Below are 24418 nucleotides of genomic sequence, written 5' to 3'. Positions count from 1 at the left end.
CGCTGCCCGCCGTCCACCGGGCGGCCCGGTGCGGCCCGGGGCCGCTGCGCCGGACCGCCCCGGGGCCGGTGCGCTCAGTTCGGCAGGCCCTCGCCGACCCGGCGGGAGACCGAGATCTGCTGGAGGTCCAGCATCCCCGGCGGGTCCGCGAGGCCGGGGCCGCCGGCCTGCACCCACTGCGCGATCTCCTCGATCATGTCGTCGGCCAGCACCCAGCCCAGCCAGACCGGCCGGCCGCCGGCCGCGCGGCCCTCGCTGGACGGGCCGACCACCACGACGTTGGAGTGCGCGCAGGTGTCCAGGCACTTGACGGCCCGGACCCGGCCCGCCGCGCCGACCGCCGTGCGCAGCCGCTCGTACTGGCCGGCGTGATCCACGCCCGGGTGCTTCTCCTGGGTGCCGCAGCAGCAGCCCCGGCAGACGGTGACGGTCACCGGGGCGGCCTGGCCCTGCCCCGACCGGCCCGGCCGGCCCTGCTGACCCACCCGCTCACGTTCCCGACGGCTCATCGCCTCATCGCCCCTCAGCTCTCCTCGTTCCCCAGGGCCCGCCGCCACGCACGTTCGCGCAGCAGCCGCAGGCCGTTGAGGCCGACGATGACGGTGGAGCCCTCGTGCCCGGCGACGCCGAGCGGCAGTGGCAGCGTACCTGCCAGGTCCCAGACCACCAGGACGGTGATGAACGTCCCGGCCAGCACCAGGTTCTGCGCCACCAGGCGGCGGGCCCGCCGGGAGAGCGCCACCACGGCCGGGACGGCGGCCAGCTCGTCCCGGACCACGACGGCGTCGGCGGTCTCCAGGGCGAGGTCCGAACCGGCCCGGCCCATCGCCACCCCGGCGTGGGCGGCGGCCAGCGCCGGGGCGTCGTTGACGCCGTCACCGACCATCAGCACCTTCCGTCCGGAGTCCGCCAGGGCGCGGACGGCGGCGGCCTTCTCCTGCGGCAGCAGCCCGCCCCGGGCGTCGGTCAGCCCGACCTCGCCCGCCAGCCGGGCGGCGGCGCGCGGGTTGTCGCCGGTGAGCAGCACCGGCGGGCGGCCGGTGAGCGCGGTCAGCGCCCGGACGGCGCCGGCCGCCTGCTCGCGCGGCCGGTCGGCGAGGCCGAGCACGCCGACCGGTTCGCCGTCGCGCAGCACCAGGACGGTGGTACTGCCGGCCGCCTCCAGCGCGGTGACCGCCGGGTGGTCGCGGAACGGACCGGGGGCGCCGACGGCGACCACCGCGCCGTCCACCACCGCCCGCACCCCGACGCCCGGGGTGGCGGTGAAGTCGCCGGCGGGCGGGACGGTGAGGCCCCGCTCCCGGGCGGCGGCGACCACGGCGCGGGCCAGCGGGTGCTCGCTGGGGTGCTCGGCGGCGGCGGCCAGCGCCAGCAGGCCGTCCTCGGTGAGGTCCGGGTCGAGGTCCGGGTCGAGGTCAGGGTCAAGGTCCGGGTCGCCGTCGAGCACGGCGATCGCGGTGACCCGGGGGGTGCCCTCGGTGAGGGTGCCGGTCTTGTCGAGGGCGACGGCGTCGATCTGCCCGAGCCGTTCCATCGCCACCGCGGACTTCACCAGGACGCCGTGCCGGCCGGCGTTGGCGATCGCGGAGAGCAGCGGCGGCATGGTGGCCAGCACCACGGCGCACGGCGAGGCGACGATCATGAAGGTCATGGCGCGCAGCAGGGCGCCGGCCAGCTCGGCGCCGAACGCCAGCGGGACGGCGAACAGCAGCAGGGTGGCGGCCACCAGGCCGGCCGCGTAGCGCTGCTCGACCTTCTCGATGAAGAGCTGGGTGGGGGCCTTGGTCTCGGAGGCCTCGGCGACCAGGGCGACGATCCGGGCGATCACGCTGTCGGCGGCGTCCCGTTCGACCCGTACGCGCAGCGCGCCGGCGCCGTTCAGGGTGCCCGCGTACACCTCGTCGCCGGGGCGCTTGGCGACGGGCAGCGGTTCGCCGGTGATGGTGGCCTGGTCGACGTCGCTCGCGCCGTCGAGGACGCGGCCGTCGGCGCCGATCCGCTCGCCGGGGCGGACCAGCACGGTGTCGCCGACGGCGAGTTCGGCGGTGGGGACGGTTTCCTCCACCATCGTGGTGCCGTCGGTCCGCAGCCGGGTCGCGGTGGCGGGGGCGAGGTCGAGCAGGCCGCGCACCGAGTCGGCGGTGCGGGCGGTGGCCAGTGCCTCCAGGGCGCCGCTGGTCGCGAAGATCACGACCAGCAGGGCGCCGTCCGGCACCTGGCCGATGGCGGCGGCACCGAGCGCGGCGACCACCATCAGCAGGTCGACGTCGAGGGTCCGTTCGCGCAGCGCCCGCAGGCCGGCCAGGGCCGGCTCCCAGCCCCCGGCGGCGTAGGCGACGGCGTACAGCGCGCCCGAGGCCCAGCCGGGGCCGCCGGACAGCTGGACGGCGAGCGCGAGCAGGAAGGCGGCCAGGCTCCCGGCCGCCCAGCGCGCCTCGGGCAGCGCGAGCACCCGGGTGCGGCGCGGCCGCGGCACGGCGGACGGCGCGGGGGCGGGAGCGGGCGGTCGGGTGAGCACGGTGGCGGGCATGGGCGTCACCATACAGGAATACATGAACACACCTTCATGCGTTCATATGAATGCTCCGCTCGCCCCCACCCCCCTGGACGTGCCCCGTAGGATTCCCCCATGGGACACGCAGCCGCCGACAGCACCGTGCCGCGGATGCGCCTGGACGCCTCCAACGCGGCCAAGGTGGCGAGCACGCTCCAGGCCCTCGCCACCCCCTCCCGCCTGCTGATACTCGCCCAGCTCCGCGAGGGCCCGCGGGCCGCCACCGAACTCGCCGACGCGGTCGGCATGGAGCAGTCCGCCTGCTCCCACCAGCTCCGCCTGCTGCGCAACCTCGGCCTGGTCATCGGCGAACGCCGCGGCCGCTCGGTCGTCTACTCGCTCCACGACGACCACGTCGCCGCCCTGCTCGACCAGGCCGTCTACCACGTCGACCACCTCCGCCTCGGCCTCGGCGACGGAGGCTGAAGCGACGGAGGCTGAAGCGACGGCGACCGAACCGGGCCCCGACTGGCGCTACGGGATCCGCCACTGCTGGTACTTGTTGCCCGGGGTGCAGGTGGTCATGGTGGCCTGCTTGCCCGGTCCGTTGTCGGTCATGCAGGTCGAGCCCGAGTAGTCCTTGAGGTAGTAGGTGCCCGAGGCGCCCGCCCCGACCACCGACCAGCTCGACCCGAGACTGAAGCCCGACGAGAGCATCACCTTGGTGTCCCGGCCCGTCCAGTCACTGCTCTCCTGGACGAGGGGCGGACCGCTCAGGCTGCAGGGGTGGAACTTGTACCAGCCGCCCGGGTCCGGCGCGGAGCGGACCCAGCCGTAGGCGGTCGTCCCGCCCATGACGGCCGCGGCGCCCGCCGACGGGCTGTCGGTGGCCAGGCCGAGCTGCTGGCCGTCGGCCACATTGACGATGGCCCCCCAGTTCGCGCCGCCGCACCCGGCCGGCACGGTCGGCGTCTGCGGCTTGGCCGTGGTCGGGTCGGGCGCCGGCTGGCTGGGCGCGGGCGCCGACGGCGCGGGCTGGTTGGGGGCCGGGGTCGGGTTGGGCGCGGGCTGGTTCGGGGCCGGCGGGTTGGCCGGCGCGCTGGGGGCCGGCGGGTTGGGCGCCGGCTGGTTGGGAGCGGGCGCGGCACCGCCGCTCACACCCCCGGTGCTCGTACTGCCGCCACCGGGCTTCGGCGGGGTGCCGCCCGACCCGCCGGACGCCCCACCGGCGGCGCCTCCCGACGCCCCGGCCCCGCCCGACCCGCCGGCCCCGCCGGCCCCGCCCGACGCCTTGCCCCCGCCCGGATTCGGCGCCGGGGCCGGCGGCTGACCGCCGTTCGGCGCGGGGAGCTCGGACTGGGCGGCCGGCGGGGTGCCCGGCGTGGTCTCCCCGCCCGGTGGTGTGCTCGGGGGCTGATCGGTCGGCGACGCAGCGGCCGTCGGTGCGTCGGCCGACGGTGTGCCGGCCGTCGGCGCACCGGCCGTCGGCCCGTCGGTGACGGTGGAGGCCGAAACGGAGACGGCGGGCTGCACGCCGGGAGTCTGCGCCTGCGACTGGAACGGGAGCCGGTCGACCAGCACGACCGTGGCGGCACCGGTGGTGATGATCACCGGGACGATGACGGGCACCAGGAGGCGGCGCCACGACCGCCCCCTGGGGGGCTCGGCGGCGGTCCGGGACGCGACCCGGGCCACCTCGGCGGACTCGCCCCCGGCCGCCCCGGCCGCCGCGATGGCGGGCGGAACGGGCCGCGACACCGCGGCGACCGGCACCGACCGGTCGCCGACCGCGGCCCGCGCCGCGGCCGCCATCGCGGCGGCGTCGGCGAACCGTTCCTCCGGCTTCTTGGCCAACGCCCGCGCGACGAACTCCCGCACCGCCGGCGGGAACCGCTCCGGCAGCTCCGGCGCCGGCTGCTGGACGTGCTTGAGCGCGACCTCGATCACGTTCTCGCCGGTGAACGGCGGTGTGCCGGTGAGCAGTTCGTAGCAGACCACGCCCAGCGAGTAGAGATCCGAGGCCGGCGTGACGCCGCTGCCGCCGGCCTGCTCCGGGGCCATGTACAGCGCGGTGCCGATCACCACGTTGGTCGCCGTGAGCGTGGTGCTCACCAGCGCCCGCGCGATACCGAAGTCCGTCACCGTCACCCGGCCGTCGGCCCCGAGCATCAGGTTGGACGGCTTGACGTCCCGGTGCACGATCTCCTGCCGGTGCGCGGCGTGCAGCGCGTCGAGCGCCGTGGCCAGCAGGCTCAGCGCCCGCTCGGGCGGCATCGGGCCGTCCTGGGCGAGGACCTTGTCCAGCGGCCGCCCGTCGACCAGCTCCATCACGATGAACGCGATCCGCTCGCCCTCGGCGCCGCCCTCCCCCGCGCCACCACCCTCCCCGTAGTCGTAGACCTCCACGATGCCCGGGTGGCTGATCGCGGCGAGCAACTGGGCCTCGCGCCGGAAGCGCCGGGCGAACGACCCCTCCTCCAGCAGCCCCGCGTGCAGCACCTTCACCGCCACCTGCCGCTCCAGCACCCGGTCGTCGGCGCGCCAGACGGCACCCATGCCGCCGCCCCCGATCCACTCGGTCAGCGTGTAGCGACCCCCGAGTACGGCCCCCCGTGCAGTCATGCCCCGCCCCTTCGTGAAACCCCGCCCCGACGGGGTCCTCAGTGATCCGGCCGGTGATCCGGCCGGCAGTCGTCTCCACCGCCCGCCCCGGCGGCACCGGTCATGCCGGTCGCGCCGGACGGCTCGGGCCGCAGCGACCGCCAGATGCTCTCCGGCAGGATCCGGGCGGCCTCGGCCAGGTCCAGCTCGTAGGTGTCGGACAGCCAGCGACGGGCCGCCTCCGCGACCGGCCCCATCACCAGCACCTCGACCAACGGGCCGGGCACGGGCAGGATCTCGCCCCGCTCCATCCGGGGGAGCATCCACCCCCCGATCACCGCCAGCTTGGCCGCCTTGGCGGCCTTGATCTGCTCGGCCTGGGCCACCAGGTAGCCGGAGTAGGCGGAGGCGTGCAGGAAGAGGGCGGCGTCCCGGTGCTCCTCGGTGAAGCGCAGATAGGCCCGGACCAGCGCCCGCACCCCGGTGCGCGCGGTACGGCTGCGCTGCAGCGCGGCGATCATCTCGTCGAACAGCCGCTCCATGCAGCGAATGTAGAGCGCGACGGCCAGGCCGTCGAGGCTCCCGAAGTGGTGGTAGAGGCTGCCCAGGCTGACCTTGCTCGCCGTGGTGACGGCACTGACGGTGAACCCCTGCTGGCCCCCCTCCGCGTACACCCGCAGCGCGGTGGTCAACAGCAACTCCACGGTGGCCTCGCCCCGTTGCTGCTTGGGGGGCATCCGCGCGCCTCCGCTCGACCGTCGCGCCACGGCCTCGGCCGCCAACTCGGCCAGCATAGAGCAGAACTGGAGGAGTTCTCTAGAACGAAGCTCTACTTCCGACGCCGCTTCGGGTGGGCCTCGCGGCCTCCTGGGCGCGGTCCTCGGCGCGGTCCTGGGCGGCGAGGACGGCGTCTCCGTGGTCGAAACCCCACTCGCCCAGGGCCTCCAGGGCGGGGAGCAGGGTGCGGCCGAGGGGCGTGAGGGCGTACTCGACGCGGGGCGGCGAACCGGGGTGACCGCGGCGCTCCACCAGGCCGTTGTACTCCAGGCGGCGGAGGGTCTCGGTGAGCACCTTGGCGCTGATCCCGCCGATCCGGGCGCGCAGCGCGCCGGGGCGCACGGGGGCGTCGCGCAGGGCCCAGAGCACCACCGAGTTCCAGGTGTTGGCGAGCAGGTCGAAGGCCACCCGGGCCCGGCAGTCGGCGAGGTAGGTCTCGCCCGGGATCTCGTCCACGCTTCCTCCCTACCGCACCGGGTACGCACCGATCGGTAACCGGCGGCCTGCCTAGATTCATCCCGAACCGGCGTGGAGCGGAAGGGGATCGAGCATGCGGATCGGCATCATCGGGGCGGGGAACATGGCGCGGGCGCTCGGCGGGCAGTGGGCCCGGGCCGGGCACGAGGTGGTGTTCGGGGCGCGGGACGCGGCGCGGGCCGAGGAGGCGGCGGCGCTGGCCGGGCACGGCGCGCGGGCGGTGCAGGACCCCGCGCGGGCGGCGGAGTTCGGGGCGGCGGCGCTGCTCGCGGTGCCGGCCGGGGTGGTGGAGGAGGTGGCCGCGGCGGCGGGGGTGGCGGCCGGGCGGGTGCTCGTCGACTGCACCAACCCGCTCGCCATGGGGGCGCTCGGCGTGCCCGAACCCACCACGGCGGGCGGGCCGTCGATGGCCGAGCGGATCGCCGCGGCGGCGCCGGGGGCGCGGGTGGTGAAGGCGTTCAACGTGTGCCACGAGAGCGTCTGGCGGCTCACCCCGCCGGTCTTCGACGGCCGCCCGCTCGCGGTGCCGCTCTGCGGCGACGACCCGGCGGCGGTCTCCCTGGTCGCCGGCCTGGCCACCGACCTCGGCGCCACCCCCGTCCCCGCCGGCCCCCTCCCCCGCGCCCGCCTCCTGGAGGCGGCCACGGCCTTCGCCATCGGCCTCTGGTTCACCGGCCACGACCCCCAGGCCGTCTTCCCCCCACCCCACCACGCCGGCGGCCCGGCCTGAGGCAGGGCAGCACGAACCACCCCCGCTCCGGCCCACTCGGCACACATCCGGCCCGGGCACCCCCGCCCACCCGGCATCCGAGTGGCCGGCGGGCAAGCGGACGGACGGGCGGACGGGCGGGCGGACGGGCCAGGCCACCGGCGGGCGGCGGGCCGGCAAGCGGCGAGCGGGCGGCGAGCAAGCCGCCGGGGAGCCGGCCGAGCGGGGTGCGGCCGGAGGCGTGGACGGGTGGGGCGTAGGAGCTCAGGGCCCCGTGCCCAAGCGCGGGCGCGGGACCCCGCCGAACCGGTGGGCCGTTACGCCGTCCCCTGGGCAGCCGGGCGGACGGCCAAGCCGCCGGCGGCCGGCGGGCCGGCAAGCGGCGAGCGGGCGGCGAGCAAGCCGCCGGGAAGCTGGGCGAGCGGGGTGCGGCCGGAGGCGTGGGCGGATGGGGGGCGTAGGAGCTCAGGGGCCCGTGCCCAAGCGCGGGCGCGGGCGCCGCCGAGCCGGTGCGCCGTCACCTCGTACCCGGCGGCCGCCGAACCGGCGGGCCGTTACGCCGTCGCCTCCGCTGCCGCGCGGCCGGCGGTGCGGCCGGAGAAGAGGCAGCCGCCGAGGAAGGTGCCCTCCAGGGAGCGGTAGCCGTGGACGCCGCCGCCGCCGAAGCCGGCCGCCTCGCCGGCGGCGTAGACGCCGTCGAGCGGCGTGCCGTCGGGGCGCAGGACGCGGGCCGCGAGGTCGGTCTCCAGGCCGCCGAGGGACTTGCGGGTGAGGATGCTCAGCCGGACGGCGATCAGCGGGGCGGCGGCCGGGTCGAGGATGCGGTGCGGGGCGGCGGTGCGGATCAGCCGGTCGCCGAGGTAGCGGCGGGCGCCGTGGATGGCGGTGACCTGGAGGTCCTTGGCGAAGGGGTTGGCGAGTTCGCGGTCGCGGGCCTCGACGACGCGGCGCAGTTCGGCGGTGTCGATCAGCTGGGCGCGGGCCTTGGCGTTCATCCCCCGGGCGAGGTCGCGCAGGTTGCCGGCGACCACGAAGTCCGGCCCGTGGTCGAGATGGCTGCGGACGGGTCCGGGGGCGCCGGGCAGCGCGCGGGCGAGGACGCCGCGCAGCGAGCGGCCGGTGAGGTCGGGGTTCTGCTCGGAGCCGGAGAGGGTGAACTCCTTCTCGATGATCCGCTGGTTGAGCACGAACCAGGTGTGGTCGTGGCCGGTGGTGCGGAGGTGTTCGAGGGTGCCGAGGGTGTCGAAGCCGGGGAACAGCGGGACGGGCAGCCGGCGGCCGCGGGCGTCGAGCCAGAGCGAGGAGGGGCCGGGCAGGATCCGGATGCCGTGCCGGGCCCAGACCGGGTCCCAGTTGGCGATGCCCTCGGTGTAGTGCCACATCCGGTCGCCGTTGACGAGGTGGCCGCCGGCGTCGGCGGTGATGCCGAGCATCAGCCCGTCGACGTGCGCGGGGACGCCGGAGAGCATCCGCTCGGGCGGGGTGCCGAGTCGGGCGGGCCAGGCCTTGCGGACCAGGTCGTGGTTGCCGCCGATGCCGCCGGAGGTGACGATCACGGCCTGGGCGCGCAGCTCGAAGTGGCCGGCCGCCTCGCGGGAGCTGGCCTCGCCGCGGGCGGCGGCGCTGGGGACGAGCACCTCGCCGGTCACCGTGTCGACGGCGCCGGCGGAGGCGGTGAGCCCGGTGACCCGGTGCCGGAAGCGCAGGTCGACCAGGCCGCGGGCGGCGGCCGCGCGGACCCGGCGGAGGAAGGGTTCGAGCAGGCCGGGGCCGGTGCCCCAGGTGATGTGGAAGCGGGGGACGGAGTTGCCGGGGCCGTCGGCGTGCAGTCCGCCGCGTTCGGCCCAGCCGACGACCGGGAAGAACCGCACGCCCTGCGCGTGCAGCCAGGCCCGCTTCTCCCCGGCGGCGAAGTCGACGTAGGCCTCGGCCCAGCGGCGCGGCCAGGCGTCCTCGGGGCGGTCGAAGCCGGCGGTGCCGAGCCAGTCCTGCCAGGCGAGCGCGGGCGAGTCGCGGATCCGCATCCGGCGCTGTTCGGGCGAGTCGACCAGGAAGAGGCCGCCGAAGGACCAGTGCGCCTGGCCGCCGAGGGAGGCCGCGGGTTCCTGGTCGAGCAGGATCACCTTCCGTCCGGCGTCGGTGAGTTCGGCGGTCGCGGCAAGGCCCGCGAGTCCGGCTCCGATGACGATGACGTCGGCGTCCAGGGCCATGCGGGCAGCTCCTCCACCAGTGGTCCGGCAGTGCGGGGTGGGCCCGATACTGCGGCCTGCGCCACCGCCCGTCAACCGGTCCGTCAACCGGCCCACCTCGGCGGGAATTCCGCTCCACCCCGTTTCGGAATTACCTTCGATACTCGGTGGAGCGTAATTCGAAATGTTTCCGATGAATTTCGGGAATTTGTGCGCGCAGCATGGACGGAAGCGAAACCTGACAGTAACTTACTTGTCAGTAAAGCTGTGGCCCGGCTCGCACGACCCCCACCCACCCGTTTCTCTCCCCCAGGAGGAACCGTGCTCCGCCGTGCCCGAAATCTCCGCGCGCCCCGGAATTCCGCACTGCTCGGCGCCGCCGCGCTGGGCGCCGTCCTGGCCCTGACCGCGACCAGCGCGCAGGCCGCCACCCCCGCGCCCCGCCACTACGTGGCCCTCGGCGACTCCTACGCCGCCGGGGCGGGCGTCCCGAACCAGTCGGCCGGCCTCTGCCTGCGTTCCGACCGCAACTACGGCCACCTGGTCGCCGCCGCCCTGAACGCGGCCGCGTACACCGACGTCACCTGCGCCGCCGCGAAGGTCAAGTCGCTCACCCAGGCCCAGTACGACGCCTTCATCCGGGTCAACGACCCGCAGCTGGACGCGGTGACCGGCGACGCCGACCTGATCACCCTCGGGATCGGCGGCAACGACCTCGGCCTCAGCGACATCGGGATCGGCGATGTGATCGCCACCTGCATCGCGGGCGCGGTGGTCAACCCGCTCGGCACCCCGTGCAAGGACGTCTACCACCACGGCTACTGGGACTGGTCGAGCTGGTCCTGGCAGTACGGCAACGACGACCTGGCCGACCGGATCGACGCCACCGCGCCGCGCCTCGCGGACGCCCTGCAGCGCATCCGGGCGAAGGCCCCGAAGGCCCGGATCCTGCTGGTCGGCTACCCCTCGGTGCTGCCCTCCGACGGCGCGTCCTGCGTGTTCCGCCAGCCCATCGCCCCGCGCGACATCCCGTACCTGTACGGCGTGCTGGGCGAGTTGAACGCGATGCTGAAGTCCACCGCCGCGGCCAACGGCGCCACCTACGTGGACACCGCCACGCCGACCGCCGGGCACGACGCCTGCTCGGACGACCGCTGGATCGAGGGCGCGCTGCCCGGCTCCCCGGCCGTCCCGTTCCACCCGAACGCGACCGGCGAGCGGGCCATGGCCGACGCCGTCCTCAAGGCACTGAAGTAGGCGCGCGAACCCCGAGGGGCGGTGACCGGGGTTCCGGTCACCGCCCCTCGGTCGTGCCGTCACCCGGAGGCGTCACGGCTTGATGCGGACCACCTGCGGGTCGTGGTCGCTCGCCTGCTGGGCGAACTCGGCGTTGATGTGCACCACGTCGTACTTGGCGTAGCCGACCTCGGGGCTGACCAGGATGTGGTCCAGCACCTGCGAGTTGCCCTGGTAGACGTACGAGTACTGCTCCTTCTCGGGCAGCTCGTTCACCAGGTCGCGCAGCACGCCGTCCTTGGTGAGCGCGGCCAGCGCGGGCGAGAACTGGTAGTCGTTGAAGTCGCCGAGCGAGACCACCTTGGCCTCCTTGTCGGCGGTCAGCAGCTTGGCGACGAAGGCCTGCTCGATGGTGGCCTGCTTGATCCGCTGGACCTCGGAGGAGCGGGTCGGCGCCTGGAAGCGGCTGTCGATGCCCTGGTCGCCGCCCTTGCTGTTGAAGTGGTTGGCGATGACGAAGACCTTCTTGCCGCGGAAGGCGAACTGGCCGACCAGCGGCTTGCGGCTGTTGGTCCAGGCCTCGTCGGCGGGGGCGATCCGGCCGGGCGAGGCGGTCAGCGCGGTGGCGGCGCCGGTGCCGGCCACGTCCACGGCGGTGGTGGCGGTGCCGCCGGGGATGTCGGTGAAGGAGACCCGCTGCGGGTTGAACAGGAAGCCCTGGCGGATGTTGCCGCCGGGCTCGCCGCCGTCCTTGCCGTTCTCCGGGTCGATCGAGCGCCACTCGTACGCGGGGCCGCCGGCCGCCTTGATCGCGGCGGTGAACTTGGCGACGGTCGCGGTCGCGTCCACCGTGCCGTCGTTCTTGGCGCCGTTGTTGTCCTGGATCTCCTCCAGGGCGAGGATGTCGGGCGAGCGCAGGTTGGTGACGACGGCCTGGGCCAGCTCGGTGAACTTGGCGTCCGGGTTGGTGGCGGCCAGGTTCTCCACGTTGTAGGTGGCGATGGTGAGCTCGCGCTCGCCGGCCTGGGCGGTGACCTCGCGCTGGAGGTGGTTGTCCTGGAGCGCGCCGAGGGTGCCGGCGACCAGGGTGTAGCCGCCGAACTGGTTGTAGTCCAGCGGGCCGGTGGTGTCACCGGTCAGCACGTCGCCGACGTTGGCGACCGGGAACGGCTGCTGGGCGACCGGCGCCTGCTGCTGGACCATCAGGCGGCCGACGTTCGGCTCGGCGTAGGACTCGTAGAGCACGCCGCCGCGCTTGCTGCGCTGGTCCTGCTTGTCGGCCGCGACCCACAGCTCGTTGTACTTGTCGGTGGCCTGGATCACCCGGACGTCGCGGACCTGGACGAGCATGCCCTCCAGCGACTCGTAGAAGTCGAGGGTGTACTTCTCCGGGTTCAGGGCGACGCCGTTGAGAGTGCCGTCGGCGCCGGCCTGCGGGCTGTAGGTGCCGGGGATGTTGCGGGTGTCGACGACCACCGGGGCCGGCAGCGGGTTGCCGGAGGAGAGCACGGTGACGGTCGGGGCGGAGATCTGGGTCAGCGACTGCGAGCCGCCGTTGAAGTTCGGGTAGTACTCCGTCACCTTGCCGCCGACCAGCACCGAGTCGCCGACCTTGACGGTGGGGGCGGCACTGCCGGTGTAGACGAAGACGCCCTCGCTGGTGGCCGGGTCGGCGTCCGGGTTCGGGTCCTGGATCCAGAAGCCCTTGGAGCCGTAGCCGCGCACGCCGGTGACGATGCCGGGCACGCCGGTGACGGTCTTGCCGGTCTGCGCGGATATCCGGGTGGCGCCCTGGATGTCGTGGATCCGCAGCGGGCCGGCCTCGGCCGGGGCGTCGGCGGCGACGGCGGACGGCAGCGGGGCGAGCACCAGCGAGGCGGCCAGACCGGCCGGGAGGATCGCGGCGCGCAGCAGGGCGCGACGGGAACGCGGGCGGGGGGCGGTGGGCGTGGTCACCGGGACTCCTGGTGATGAGTGAGGGAGGGTCAGCCGGGGCGCACGGCGCGCGCCGCCCCCGCTACCCGCGTAGAAAGCCGTGCGGAAGCCGTTGACCGCCCCCCGCAGCGCCCAAAGATACGCGCGTAGAAAATGGCCGGACAAGACCCCGGAGGTGAACTTCTCCGTTACAGCCGAAGGTTGTTACCTCGAAGCTGTGACCACCGCTACAGCCCCCCTCCGCGGCGCCCTCCGCAGACCCCTCCGCAGACCCCTCCGCGGACTCCTTCGCGGCGGGCCTACAGCCAGCCGCGCTGAGCGGCCTTCAGACCGGCCTCGAAACGGCTCGCCGCCTCCAGCCGCTCCATCAGCGCGGCCATCTGCCGGCGCACCGTCCGCACCGAGACGCCCAGCCGCTTGGCCGCCGCGTCGTCGGTGATCCCGGTGGAGAGCAGCCGCAGCAGCTCGCGCTCCCCCGCGCTCAGGCCGGTGCCGGTGTCCTCGGGGCGGTCGTCGCCGAGTGGGAGGGCGGTCTCCCAGGTCTGCTCGAAGAGCGCGACCAGCGAGGCGACGATCCCGGGCTCCTCGGTGCACAGCGCGCCGGCCCGGGTGTTCGCCGGGTCGATCGGGACGACGGCGGTGGTCCCGTCGAAGACCAGCATCCGGGGCGGCAGCACCGGCGCGGTGCGCACCCGGCCGCCCAGGCCGGTCATCCACTGGGTGTAGGCGAAGGTCTCCGGGTCGTTGCGGACGCTGTCCTGGTAGATGGTGCGCAGGCTGATGCCGCGCCGCAGGGCGTCCTCGTCGAGTGGGCGGGAGGCGGCCAGGCTGGCGGCGGACTGCGCGCCGCCGGGCATCACGCCCAGGCACTCGGTGGTCAGCCGGGCGGTCAGCACCTCCAGCTTGGCCTGGATGGCGTCCAGGCCGACCAGCCGCTCGCCGCCGTCCACCAGGGTGGCCGAGCGCAGCGTGGCGTACTCGGCGACGGCGCGGGCGACGGCGGCCTTGGAGACCGCCAGCTCCTGCTGACGGCGGGCCAGTTCCTCCTCCTGCCGGCGGAGCAGCAGCTCCAGTCCGCGTTCCGGACTGACCGGCCAGAGCGCGCCCGGGCGGTCCCGGGAGGCGCGCAGCAGGGTGAGGTCGGCGAGCCGGTCGAGGGCGGCCCGGACGGTGGGCTCGGCGAGTTCCAGCCGCGCGCAGAGTTCGGCGACCCCGCCCTCCGGATCCGCGAGCATTCCGCGGTACACGGCTTCCGCGGTGGTGTCCAGGCCAAGCAGTTCCAGCACGTCAACGACCCCTGATCATCACTTCATCGCATCACACGAATGGATATCCGACGGCCCGCCGGTCCCTGATCCTTCCGCCGGTCACCCGGCCCCACAAGGCATGATCCGGTCACCCGACCCGAACCGGACCATCCGGTCTGTTCCACATGGGTTCCGGCTCGGCTCCGCGCCGGTTGCCGCCGGAGGGTTGCAGCATGCTGCCTGTCCTGTTGCTGCCCGCCGGTCCCCCTCCCCCCGGGGGCCGGTCGGCGGAAGGATTCTGCTTGCGCGCACCGCACCACCCACCAGCCCTGAACCGCCCTGCCCAGAACAGGAACCACCGTGCCGAAGACCGCCCGGCTGATCGCCGTCACCGCTCTCGCCCTCACCCTCGCCACCGCCGTCGCACCCGCCCTCGCCGCGCCGGCCCCCGCGGTCACCACGGTCACCGCGGTCGCCGGCGCCGCCGACGGGCCCGGCATCGGCTGGGACGCCCCGGCCGCCGCCGGGTCCGCCCCGGGCGTGATCGGCATCGGCTGGGACACCGCCCGGGCCGACGGCCCGGGCATCGGCTGGGACTGACCGTTCCGTGTTCGCCGTTCAATTGACCCTCCTGGACGTCTCCGCCGCGCCCCCGGGCGAGGCCGGACCCTCCGACGTCCAGGACGCACTGTGGGCGAGCGCGGGCCCGGGCGACGGCCTGGAGCACGTGCGCGCCCGTACCGTCCCGGGGGGCGTCGGCCTGGTGCTGTACGTCCGCGCGTCCGACCGGGAGGCGGCCGAGCTGAGGGCGCACGCCCTGCTCGACCGGGCGCTGGCGGACGGTCCCGTCGGCCGTTTCGCGGTGGCGGCTCCACCGTAGGCCGCAGGGGCCGTCCGCCGGCCGCTCATCGATCATTCGTTTCCGGAGCGTTCGCTTCCTGACCGTCCGTCCACTTTTCGGACGGTTGCCCACGCTCGCAAATTTGGCCGATTCATGCCCACGGCCTTGACCGGCCCATTACTGACATGCCCATGCCATTCATGCGCCACCCACTGCCCTAGACCGTCGAGGAGCTCCATGTCCCGCCCACCCGGACGCCGCCGCAACGGCGTCCTGCGCAACACCGCGGTAGCGCTGACCGTGGTGCTGGCCGCCGAGGCCGCCGTCGTCATCATGACGACCGGTCAGGCCGTCGCCGTCACCCCGGACAAGCCGGCCGCCCCCAAGCCCGCCAAGGCACTCGGTCCCGCCGAGGCCAAGGACATCGCCACCGCCCACCTCAAGGCCCGGCTGGAGAACCGCCGGATCGAGGTGGTCGACGAGCGCACCGAGTCCACCACCACCTGGATCAACCCGGACGGCACCACCACCCTGGACATGGCCTCCGGCCCGGTCCGGTTCAAGGACAAGGCCGGGAAGCTCCAGCCGATCGACGTGACCCTGTCCCGGCAGGCCGACGGCAGCGTCAAGGCCAACGGCCACCCGCTCGGGCTCTCCCTCGCGGGCGCCACCCCGGCCGCCGCCTCCACGTTCAAGGCGGCCGGCGCCCCGGCCGGCGACCGGCAGGCCCCGGCCACCCCGCTGGTGTCGCTGGACAACGGCAGCGGCACCACCATGTCGCTGTCCTGGCGCGGCACCCTGCCCGCCCCGAAGGTGGACGGCACCAAGGCCCGGTACGAGAACGCGCTCACCGCCACCGACCTGGTCATCGAGTCCACCCGGACCGGCTTCGAGCAGTTCCTGGAGCTCAAGGACCGCTCGGCGGTCGGCGCCAACGGCAGCGTCACGATGACGCTGGACGCGGCCGGCCTGCGGGCCCGACAGAACGCCGACAACTCGGTCTCCTTCCTCGACCCGAAGACCGGCGAGGAGAAGGGCCAGCTGCCCGCCCCGGTGATGTGGGACGCCCAGGTCGACGAGCGCAGCGGCGAGCACACCCACACCGCGCCGGTCGCTCTGAAGGTCACCCAGAACGGCGACGCCGTCGACCTCACCCTCACCCCCGACGCCGCGTTCCTCAACGACCCGGCCACCAAGTACCCGGTCACCGTCGACCCGGCGGTCAACATCGGCGTCGGCTTCGACACCTTCGTCCAGCAGGGCTACGGCACCGACGTCTCCTCGCAGACCGAGCTGAAGCTGGGCAACAACGGCTCCGGCCAGGTGGCCCGCTCCTTCCTGCAGTTCCCGATGGCCAAGATCAGCGGGAAGCAGATCACCAGCGGCAAGCTCAACCTGTGGAACTTCCACAGCTGGTCCTGCACGGCGAAGGGCTGGGAGGTCTGGGACACCGGCACCGCCACCACCGCCACCCGCTGGACCGCGCAGCCCGGCTGGAACCGCAAGTGGGCCACCTCCACCTCGACCAAGGGCTACTCCAGCTCCTGCAACGACGGCTGGGTCAACCAGGACATCACCTCGCTCGTCCAGGCCTGGGCCGGCAACGGCAACGCCAACAACACCCTGGGCATCCGGGCCACCGACGAGAGCGACCCGTACGGCTGGAAGAAGTTCAACTCCGGCAACGCGTCCGCCAACACGCCGTACCTGTCGGTGACCTACAACACCCCGCCGGCCGTCTCCAGCCTGCTCGCCCCGGCCGACGGCGCGCTCACCGGCGACGCCACCCCGACCCTGTCCGCCAAGGCGACCGACCCCGACGGCGGCAACGTCCTGCTGGACTTCGAGGTCTGGGCGGCCAACGGCACCGCCGCCCTGCAGTCCGGCCACACCTCCTACGCGGCCTCCGGCTCCACCTTCACCTGGACCCCGGGCACCGCGCTGCCGGCCGGCAGCTACAAGTGGCGCTCCCGCTCCTGGGACGGCACCGCCAACAGCGCCTGGTCCGCCTTCCGCTCGTTCACCGTCGACACCACCGCGCCGGGCGCCACCACGATCGCCTCCGGGGACTTCCCGGCCGGCCAGTGGGCGGGCAGCGCGGACGCCAACGGCGACTACAGCGGCACCTTCACCTTCACCCCGCCGAGCAGCGACGTGAAGGACGTCCAGTACAAGCTGGACGGCGGCGCCTGGGTCACCGCGGCCACCACCGGCGCGGCGGTCTCCGCCAAGCTCACCTTCAAGGCGGGCGCGCACACCGTCGCCGCGCACACCCGGGACGCCGCGGGCAACGTCTCCGCCGACCGGACGTACACCTTCTACGCCGGCAAGGGCTCCGCCCTGGTCTCCCCCGGAGCCGGCGAGCGCCCGGCCCGCCGCACCTCGCTGGCGGCCGAGGGCAACAGCACCTACACCGGCGTGCGCTACCAGTACCGCCGCGGCGAGACCGACACCTGGAAGGACGTGCCGGTCGCCAACGTCAGCACCACCGGCGGCCAGCCGGTGACCGCCTGGCCGTACGCCACCCCCGGCGGCAAGCCGGCCGCGCTGACCTGGAACATCACCGACACGCTGGCCGAGAACGGCCCGGTCGACGTCCGCGCGGTCTTCACCGACGGCACCGCCACCGACGCCACCGAGCCGAACACCGTCACGGTGGACCGCAACGCGGGCACCGCCCCGCAGACCAAGGTCGGCCCGGGCGAGGTGAACACCCTCACCGGCGACCTCACCCTCTCCGCCACCGACGCCGAGGGCTTCGGCCTGCACGCCGAGCGCTCCTTCTCCTCCCGCCGGCCGGCCAACGGCTCGGCCCAGGAGGGCCAGGCCGCGATCTTCGGCCCGCAGTGGAGCTCCGGCACCACCGCCGAGATCACCGACACCGACTACTCCTACGTCCGGCAGACCTCGGCGACCTCGCTCTCGGTGGTCGCCGCGGACGGCTCCGAGACCGGCTTCACGGCCACCGCGGCCGGCGGCTGGAAGCCCGAGCCCGGCGCCGAGGACCTCACCCTGACCGGCGCGCTGACCGGCGCCTTCACCCTGAAGGACACCGCCGGCACCACGGTCACCTTCGCCAAGGTCGACCCGGCCGCCACCACCTGGCAGGCCTCCGGCTCCTCGCTGCCCAGCGACAACTCCACCACCTCGGTGGTCTCGGAGAAGGTCGTCGCCGGCGGCAAGACCCTGGCCCGCCCGAAGTACGTGGTCGCGCCCACCTCGGCCACCGCCTCCGCCAACTGCGCCGCCGTGCCGTCCACGGCCGGCTGCCGGGTGCTGGAGTACGTCTACGCCGACGCCACCACCGCCACCGCGTCCGCCCCGGGCGACGTCACCGGCCAGGTGAAGCAGATCCGCCTCTGGTCCACCGACCCGGGCGCCCCCGCCGCCACCCCCGTCGTCGTCTCCCAGTACGCCTACGACGACCAGGGCCGGCTGCGCGAGGTCTGGGACCCGCGGATCAGCCCGGCGCTGAAGACCGCGTACGGCTATGACGCGGTCGGCCGGGTGGCCACCGTCACCGAGCCCGGCGAGCTGCCGTGGACCCTGGAGTACGGCAAGGCCGGCAACGCCGCCACCGCCGGCGACGGCATGCTGCTCGCCGCCTCCCGGCCCACCCTCAAGCAGGGCAGCAAGGACGTCACCGACGGCACCGCGACCACCTCGGTGGTCTACGACGTCCCGCTGAGCGGCGCCAACGCGCCGTACCCGCTGGCGCCGTCCGACGTCGCGGCCTGGGGCCAGACCGACGCCCCGACCGACGCCACCGCCGTCCTGCCGCCCGACGCCGTCCCGGCGAGCCACGACGGCAAGGCGCTCGGCACCGCCGCGTACGCCCGCGCCTCGCTGACCTACACCAACGCCTCCGGGCGCGAGGTCAACACCGCCACCCCCGGCGGCGGCATCACCACCACCGAGTACAACGCCTTCGGCAGCCCGGTGCGGACCCTCTCCGCGGAGAACCGCATCCTCGCCCTGGCCACCACCGGTGAGGGCCTCGCCAAGCTCCAGGCGCTGGGCATCTCCGGCCGCTCCACCGCCGACCGCGCCCAGCTGCTCTCCGCCGCCTCGGTCTACTCGGCCGACGGCAAGCGCCTGGTCGAGCAGTACGACCCGCTGCAACTGGTCACCCTGGAGCACGACCTGGCCGCCTCCGGCTCCTCCCCGGCGCTCACCGCCGGCGCCGAGGCCCCGGCCCGCGCCCACACCGTGACCGGCTACGACCAGGGCCGCCCGGCCACCGCCGCGGTCAGCGACCGCGCCACCTCGGTCACCATCGGCGCCCGGATCGACGGCTACGCCGCCGACGCCGACGCCCGCACCACCTCGACCGGCTACGACTGGGCCCAGGGCCTGCCCACCCAGTCCGTCCAGGACCCGGCCGGCCTGAAGATCACCACCGCCACCGGCTACGACGCCGCCGGCCGGGTGACCGCGCAGAGCCGTCCGAACTCCACCGGCTCCGACGCGGCCACCACGGTCACCACGTACTACGGCCCGAACGGCACCGGCGCCTGCGCCGGCCACCCCGAGTGGGCCGACCTGGTCTGCACGATCGCCCCGGCCGCGCAGATCGCCGGCGGCGGCGCCAACCCGCTCCAGCTGCCGACCAAGACCTTCCAGTACGACCGCTGGGGCAACGTCTCCGTCCTCACCGAGACCGCCAACGGCGTCACCCGCACCACCACCCGCAGCTACGACGCCGCGGGCCGGCCGGTGAAGATCTCGGTCGGCGGCGGCACCGGCACCGCGGTCGCCGACACCGTGCTCGGCTACGACCCGGCCACCGGTGAACTGGCCACCGTCGGCAACGGCAAGGCCACCATCACCCAGGGCTACGACAAGCTCGGCCGCCAGGTCTCCTACGACGACGGCGCCGGCAACGTCACCACCACCGAGTACGACAAGCTGGACCGGGTGGTGAAGAAGTCGGACTCCGTGCCGTCCACCACCACCTACGGCTACGACACCGCCAAGGACCCGCGCGGCCTGCCCACCACGCTGACCGACTCGGTCGCGGGCACCTTCACCGCGTCCTACGACGTCGAGGGCCGGCTGGTCTCCCAGACCCTGCCGGGCGGCAACACCCTGGCCAACACCTACGACAGCCGGGGCATCCAGACCGGCAAGACCTACACCAACCAGTCGGGCACCGTCCTGCTCGCCGACACCGCGGACTACACCGTCCACGGCCAGCAGGCCGGCCGCACCCAGAGCGACGGCGTCAGCACCACCAGCGCCTACACCTACGACGCCACCGGCCGCCTCACCAAGGCCGCCGACAGCACCGGCCTGGCCTGCGCGACCCGCTCCTACGCGTTCGACAAGAGCAGCAACCGGACCAACCGCACCACCGTCACCGACGACTGCAACCCGGCCACCGCCGACGCCGTCACCAAGGCCGAGAACCACGGCTACGACACCGCCGACCGCCTCACCGACGCCGGCTACGTCTACGACGCCTACGGCCGCACCACCGCCCTGCCCAAGGGCAGCCAGCTGGGCTACTACGTCAACGACCTGGTGCGCAGCGAGACCCTCGGCGACACCCGCAAGACCTGGGACCTGGACGCCTCCGGCCGCCTCGCGGTGAACACCACCGAGACCAAGGGCGCCGACGGCACCTGGACCGTCACCGGCCAGGAGACCAAGCACTTCGACGCCGGCGTCGACAGCCCGGCCTGGACCAAGGACGCGGCCGGCAAGCTCACCCGCCACGTCCAGGACCTGACCGGCCAGCTCACGGCCGCCACCGGCACCGACGGCGGCGCGATCCTGCTGCTGACCAACCTGCACGGCGACGTCTCGGTCCAGATGTCCCCGGACGGCACCCAGGACCTCGCCGTCTACCACTACGACGAGTACGGCAACATCGTCGACGCCACCGGCTCGACCGAGTTCGGCTGGCTCGGCGGGGCGCAGCGCGAGGCCGACAGCCTCTCCGGCCTCCTCCTGATGGGCGTGCGCCTGTACGACCCGACCACCGGCCGGTTCCTGCAGACCGACCCGGTGCTGGAGGGCTCGTCGAACGCCTACGGCTACCCGGTCGACCCGATCACCATGGACGACCTGACCGGGATGTCCTGGCGGAAGAAGTGGGTCGCCTACTTCAGCCGGACCGAGGGCAACGTCATCGGCACCCTGCTCTACGTCTCCGGCAAGATCAGCCAGGGCATCTCCAAGATCCTGCGGAAGCTCCCGCACTGGGCCGCCCGGGCCGCCGGCTACGTCCTGTGGGCGCTGTCGTACCTGATGAAGCGGGTCGGCAAGCAGTTCCTCAAGGCCGCCAACAAGCGGGGCAGCCACGGGGTGCGGTTCACCTTCGGGATCTGGAAGTCCAGCCACTGGTGGGTGCCGGACCGCCCGATCTACCGGGTGGACCCGCGGTACTGAGCCGCTGATCGACCAAATGTCAGACAGGTGAGGCCGGGCCCCGGGGGAGCATCCCCCGGGGCCCGGCCCCTTCCGTGCCCGTCCCTACTCCTTGTCGGCCGCCGCCGCGGCCAGCCCGGCCGACCACTTCTCCTCGACGTTGCCGAACTTCCAGTACGCGATCGCCGCCGCCCAGGTGAGCACGAAGAGGCCGACGATGGCGTAGCCGACGAAGTTGAGGTCCAGCCCGCCGATCCAGGCGACCGGCCCGCTGGTGATGTCCAGCTTCTCGCCGAGCAGCCCGATCAGCTCGATCGAGCCGATGACCAGGGCGACCAGCACCGACAGCCCGGTGACGGTCAGGTTGTAGTAGATCTTCCGGACCGGCTTGGAGAACGCCCACTCGTAGGCGAAGTTCATGAACGAGCCGTCGATGGTGTCCAGCAGGCTCATGCCCGCCGCGAACAGCACCGGCAGCACCAGCAGCGCGTACCAGGGCAGCTGGAACGCCGCCGCGCCGCCGGCCAGCACCAGCAGCGACACCTCGGTCGCGGTGTCGAAGCCCAGGCCGAACAGCAGGCCCACCGGGTACATGTGCCAGGGCTTGGTGACGGCCCTGGTCACCCGGCCGAGGATGCGGTTCATCAGCCCGCGCTTCTCCAGCTGCTCCTCCAGCTCGGCCTCGTCGAACTCGCCCTCGCGCATCTTGCGGAACACCTTGAGGATGCCGTTGAACGCGCCCAGGTTGATCAGGCCGAGCAGGAGCAGAAACGTCCCGGAGACGGTGACCCCGATCAGGCCGGTCGTCTCGTGCAGAGTCGAGTCGTCCGACTCGACCTGGCCGGCCAGCGACTTGATGCCGAAGGCGAGCAGCGCGCAGAGGCCGAAGACGATCGAGGAGTGGCCCAGCGAGAACCAGAAGCCGACCGAGAGCGGCCGCTTGCCCTGGCCCATCAGCTTGCGGGTGGTGTTGTCGATGGCCGCGATGTGGTCGGCGTCGAAGGCGTGCCGCATGCCGAGGGTGTACGCGGTGAGACCCATGCCGGCGCCGAACACCTGGCCGCCGACGTCGTAGTGCTCGGGCGCGATGATGGCGAGCAGGGTGAACCAGCCGATCACGTGCAGCCCGAGGATGAAGCCGCCCATGCCTGCGAGGCGGATCCACTCCTCACGGGTCAGCCGGTCGCGCCAGCGGGGGCCGGTCATCGGGTCGTCCTTTCGTGGGGGTGTGCGGAGCTCATGGCGGTGTGCGGAGCTCGTGGGGGTGTGCAGAGCTCGTGGGGGTGTGCAGAGCTCGTGGGGGTATGCGGAGCCGGGCCATCTTTCCCCCTGCCCGTTCTCAGTTGCAAGTCATGCGCAATTACGAACCGGTCACCAAGTGGCAGTCGAACGGAGGGGCCGACGGAGGGATGATGGGAGAAACGGCCTCACCTCCCCCACCTGCACCGTCCGAGGGAGGAACCGCTCATGTCCCGCCTGCGCACCGCCGCCGCGCTGGCCGCGGCCGCCTTGATCACCGCCACCGCCGGCCTCACCACCGCTGCCCCCGCCGGCAGCGCCGTCCCGCACCGGGTGCTGTTCGACAACACCAAGGCCGAGACCGCCGGCAAGGCCGACTGGGTCATCTCCTCGTCCCAGCCCGACCCGCTCGCCCAGAACGCCCACCCGACCAAGGAGGGGGACTGGACCGGCTCCTTCTCCTCCTGGGGCGTCGCCCTGCAGAAGACCGGCCAGTACAGCCTGAAGACCCTGCCGCCCGGCTCCACCATCACCTTCGGCACCGGCGCGCCGCTCGACCTCGCCAACTTCGACACCTTCGTGATCCCCGAGCCCAACGTCCGGTTCAGCCCCGACGAGAAGGCCGCGATCATGCACTTCGTGCAGAACGGCGGCGGGCTCTTCCTGATCGCCGACCACAAGGGCAGCGACCGCGACCACAACGGCATCGACTCCACCGGGGTGCTCAACGACCTGCTGAGCAACAACGGCGTCGACGACGACGACCCGTTCGGCTTCAGCGTCGACCTCCAGAACATCGTCAAGGAGGACCCGCGCGCCGTGAACGACCCGACCGACCCCGTGCTGCACGGCCCGTTCGGCACCGTCACCAAGTCGATCATCCGCAACGGCACCACCATGACGATCAAGCCCGCCCACAACCCGACCGTGAAGGGCCTGCTCTACCGGGTCGGCTTCGGCGGCAGCACCGGCGCCTTCTTCGTCACCAGCACCTTCGGCCAGGGCCGGGTCGCCATCTGGGGCGACACCTCCCCCGCCGAGGACATCACCGGACAGAACAGCGGCCTGCACGACGGCTGGAACGACCCGGCCGGCACCGACGCCGCCCTCGCCCTCAACGCCACCGCCTGGCTGAGCAAGGCCTGAACCGCGCGCCTTCCGTCATCGCCCGGCCGCCGACGGAGATCGTCATGAGCCGTACAAGCGGCCGTAACCCGCTGTGCCCGGAAGACGCCGTTCTACGCGCGGATACTCATCTGCCGCAACCCCCAACCCCAGCTGGAGGTACGGCACATGAAGCACGTGACGCACACCCGGACGGCCGCCGCGCTCGCCGCGGCCGCCCTGCTCGCCACCGGTCTGACCGCCTTCACCGCCCCGGCCCCGGCCGCCGCCGCGACCACCGCGCTCCCGCACCGCGTCCTGTTCGACAACAGCAAGGGCGAGACCGCCGGCAACGCCGACTGGATCATCTCCACCGCCCAGCCCGATCCGCTGGTCCAGAACGCCAACCCCAGCACCGAGAAGAGCTGGACGGGCGCTCTCTCCGCCTGGGGCGTCGCCCTCCAGAAGACCGGCCAGTACAGCCTCAAGACCCTCCCGGCCGGCTCCACCATCAGCTACGGCACCGGCGCCGCGCTCGACCTGTCCAAGTTCGACACCTTCGTGATCCCCGAGCCGAACATCCGGTTCAGCGCCGCCGAGAAGGCCGCGATCATCCGCTTCGTGCAGAACGGCGGCGGACTCTTCCTGATCTCCGACCACGACCGGAGCGACCGCAACAACGACGGCTGGGACTCCCCGGCGATCATCAACGACCTGTTCACCAACAACGGCGTCAACAACAACGACCCGTTCGGGTTCAGCGTCGACATCAAGAACATCTCCACCGACAACCCGCGCGCCGTCAACGACGCGGCCGACCCGGTGCTGCACGGCCCGTTCGGCACCGTCACCGGCTCCATCCTGCGCTCCGGCACCACCTTCACCCTCAAGCCGGCCGACAACCCGGCGGTCAAGGGCATCGTCTACCGCACCGGCTCCGCCGGGAACACCGGCGCCTTCTTCGTCACCAGCACCTTCGGTGCCGGCCGGGTCGCCGCCTGGGGCGACAGCTCCCCCGCCGACGACGGCACCGGGCAGTCGGGCAACAACCTGTTCGACGGCTGGAACGACCCGGCGGGCACCAACGCCGCGCTCGCCCTCAACGCCACCGCCTGGCTCAGCAAGGCCTGACGCTCGCTGCTCCCCGCTGCCTGCTCCTCGCTCCGCTTTCGCGCGCCCGGCGAGTGGGACCGCCGG

General features: G+C 73.6%; 16 protein-coding genes and 1 pseudogene. 8 read left to right on the top strand and 9 right to left on the bottom strand.

What is annotated here, in order from left to right:
* Positions 1-74: 74 nt before the first annotated feature.
* Together AB0N76_RS25040 and AB0N76_RS25035 are read right to left on the bottom strand one after the other, a co-directional pair.
* Positions 75-509: a (2Fe-2S) ferredoxin domain-containing protein gene (locus AB0N76_RS25040; protein WP_363560504.1), complete on the bottom strand. Its 435-nt coding sequence runs from the start codon at positions 507-509 to the stop codon at positions 75-77.
* A 14-nt stretch (positions 510-523) separates the two neighbouring features.
* Positions 524-2530, bottom strand: a complete 2007-nt coding sequence (locus AB0N76_RS25035; RefSeq protein WP_363560502.1) for a heavy metal translocating P-type ATPase — start codon at positions 2528-2530, stop codon at positions 524-526.
* Positions 2531-2629: 99 nt separating this feature from the next.
* Here AB0N76_RS25035 and AB0N76_RS25030 point away from each other — a divergent pair, with 99 nt between their 5' ends.
* On the top strand, positions 2630-2980 hold the full coding sequence (locus AB0N76_RS25030) for a metalloregulator ArsR/SmtB family transcription factor (protein WP_363560500.1): 351 nt from the start codon (positions 2630-2632) through the stop codon (positions 2978-2980).
* A gap of 48 nt (positions 2981-3028) precedes the next feature.
* On the opposite strand, the gene AB0N76_RS25025 is transcribed toward AB0N76_RS25030, so the two are convergent.
* From AB0N76_RS25025 to AB0N76_RS25015, 3 genes are all read right to left on the bottom strand, one after another.
* Positions 3029-5116 (bottom strand): protein kinase, encoded by a 2088-nt coding sequence (locus AB0N76_RS25025; protein ID WP_363560498.1) that lies wholly within the window; start codon positions 5114-5116, stop codon positions 3029-3031.
* A 38-nt stretch (positions 5117-5154) separates the two neighbouring features.
* Positions 5155-5832 (bottom strand): TetR/AcrR family transcriptional regulator, encoded by a 678-nt coding sequence (locus AB0N76_RS25020; protein ID WP_363560496.1) that lies wholly within the window; start codon positions 5830-5832, stop codon positions 5155-5157.
* 79 nt (positions 5833-5911) lie between these two features.
* Positions 5912-6319, bottom strand: coding sequence for a helix-turn-helix domain-containing protein (locus tag AB0N76_RS25015; protein ID WP_363560546.1), 408 nt, complete (start codon positions 6317-6319; stop codon positions 5912-5914).
* A gap of 103 nt (positions 6320-6422) precedes the next feature.
* On the opposite strand from AB0N76_RS25015, the gene AB0N76_RS25010 reads away from it, so the two are divergent.
* Positions 6423-7079, top strand: coding sequence for an NAD(P)-binding domain-containing protein (locus AB0N76_RS25010; RefSeq protein ID WP_363560494.1), 657 nt, complete (start codon positions 6423-6425; stop codon positions 7077-7079).
* A gap of 533 nt (positions 7080-7612) precedes the next feature.
* Here the strand turns inward: AB0N76_RS25010 and AB0N76_RS25005 are convergent.
* Entirely contained in the window at positions 7613-9268 is a 1656-nt protein-coding gene (locus tag AB0N76_RS25005) for an FAD-binding dehydrogenase (protein WP_363560492.1), read from the bottom strand.
* Positions 9269-9568: 300 nt separating this feature from the next.
* Here AB0N76_RS25005 and AB0N76_RS25000 point away from each other — a divergent pair, with 300 nt between their 5' ends.
* Positions 9569-10504 (top strand): SGNH/GDSL hydrolase family protein, encoded by a 936-nt coding sequence (locus tag AB0N76_RS25000; protein ID WP_363560490.1) that lies wholly within the window; start codon positions 9569-9571, stop codon positions 10502-10504.
* A gap of 72 nt (positions 10505-10576) precedes the next feature.
* On the opposite strand, the gene AB0N76_RS24995 is transcribed toward AB0N76_RS25000, so the two are convergent.
* Positions 10577-12439 (bottom strand): endonuclease/exonuclease/phosphatase family protein, encoded by a 1863-nt coding sequence (locus tag AB0N76_RS24995; RefSeq protein WP_363560488.1) that lies wholly within the window; start codon positions 12437-12439, stop codon positions 10577-10579.
* 278 nt (positions 12440-12717) lie between these two features.
* Complete coding sequence (locus tag AB0N76_RS24990) at positions 12718-13704, bottom strand: LuxR C-terminal-related transcriptional regulator (RefSeq protein ID WP_363560486.1); 987 nt, start codon at positions 13702-13704, stop codon at positions 12718-12720.
* 321 nt (positions 13705-14025) lie between these two features.
* Between AB0N76_RS24990 and AB0N76_RS24985 the strand changes: the two genes are divergently transcribed.
* The 3 genes from AB0N76_RS24985 to AB0N76_RS24975 all read left to right on the top strand — a co-directional run bounded on the left by AB0N76_RS24985 (position 14026) and on the right by AB0N76_RS24975 (position 20899).
* Positions 14026-14265: a hypothetical protein gene (locus AB0N76_RS24985; RefSeq protein ID WP_363560484.1), complete on the top strand. Its 240-nt coding sequence runs from the start codon at positions 14026-14028 to the stop codon at positions 14263-14265.
* A gap of 7 nt (positions 14266-14272) precedes the next feature.
* Positions 14273-14545, top strand: coding sequence for a hypothetical protein (locus AB0N76_RS24980; RefSeq protein WP_363560482.1), 273 nt, complete (start codon positions 14273-14275; stop codon positions 14543-14545).
* Between the two features lie 198 nt (positions 14546-14743).
* Positions 14744-20899, top strand: coding sequence for a DNRLRE domain-containing protein (locus tag AB0N76_RS24975; protein ID WP_363560480.1), 6156 nt, complete (start codon positions 14744-14746; stop codon positions 20897-20899).
* Positions 20900-20983: 84 nt separating this feature from the next.
* Here the strand turns inward: AB0N76_RS24975 and AB0N76_RS24970 are convergent, their stop codons facing one another.
* Positions 20984-22084, bottom strand: a complete 1101-nt coding sequence (locus AB0N76_RS24970; protein WP_363560478.1) for a HoxN/HupN/NixA family nickel/cobalt transporter — start codon at positions 22082-22084, stop codon at positions 20984-20986.
* Between the two features lie 261 nt (positions 22085-22345).
* Here AB0N76_RS24970 and AB0N76_RS24965 point away from each other — a divergent pair, with 261 nt between their 5' ends.
* Positions 22346-23263: a hydrolase gene (locus AB0N76_RS24965; RefSeq protein WP_363560476.1), complete on the top strand. Its 918-nt coding sequence runs from the start codon at positions 22346-22348 to the stop codon at positions 23261-23263.
* A gap of 147 nt (positions 23264-23410) precedes the next feature.
* A pseudogene (locus AB0N76_RS24960) lies at positions 23411-24349 on the top strand (hydrolase); the annotation flags it as partial.
* Positions 24350-24418 lie beyond the last annotated feature (69 nt).

This window comes from Kitasatospora sp. NPDC093806 (genome assembly GCF_040683335.1).
GTDB lineage: Bacteria > Actinomycetota > Actinomycetes > Streptomycetales > Streptomycetaceae > Kitasatospora.
This window is presented reverse-complemented; position numbering and strand designations above follow the sequence as displayed.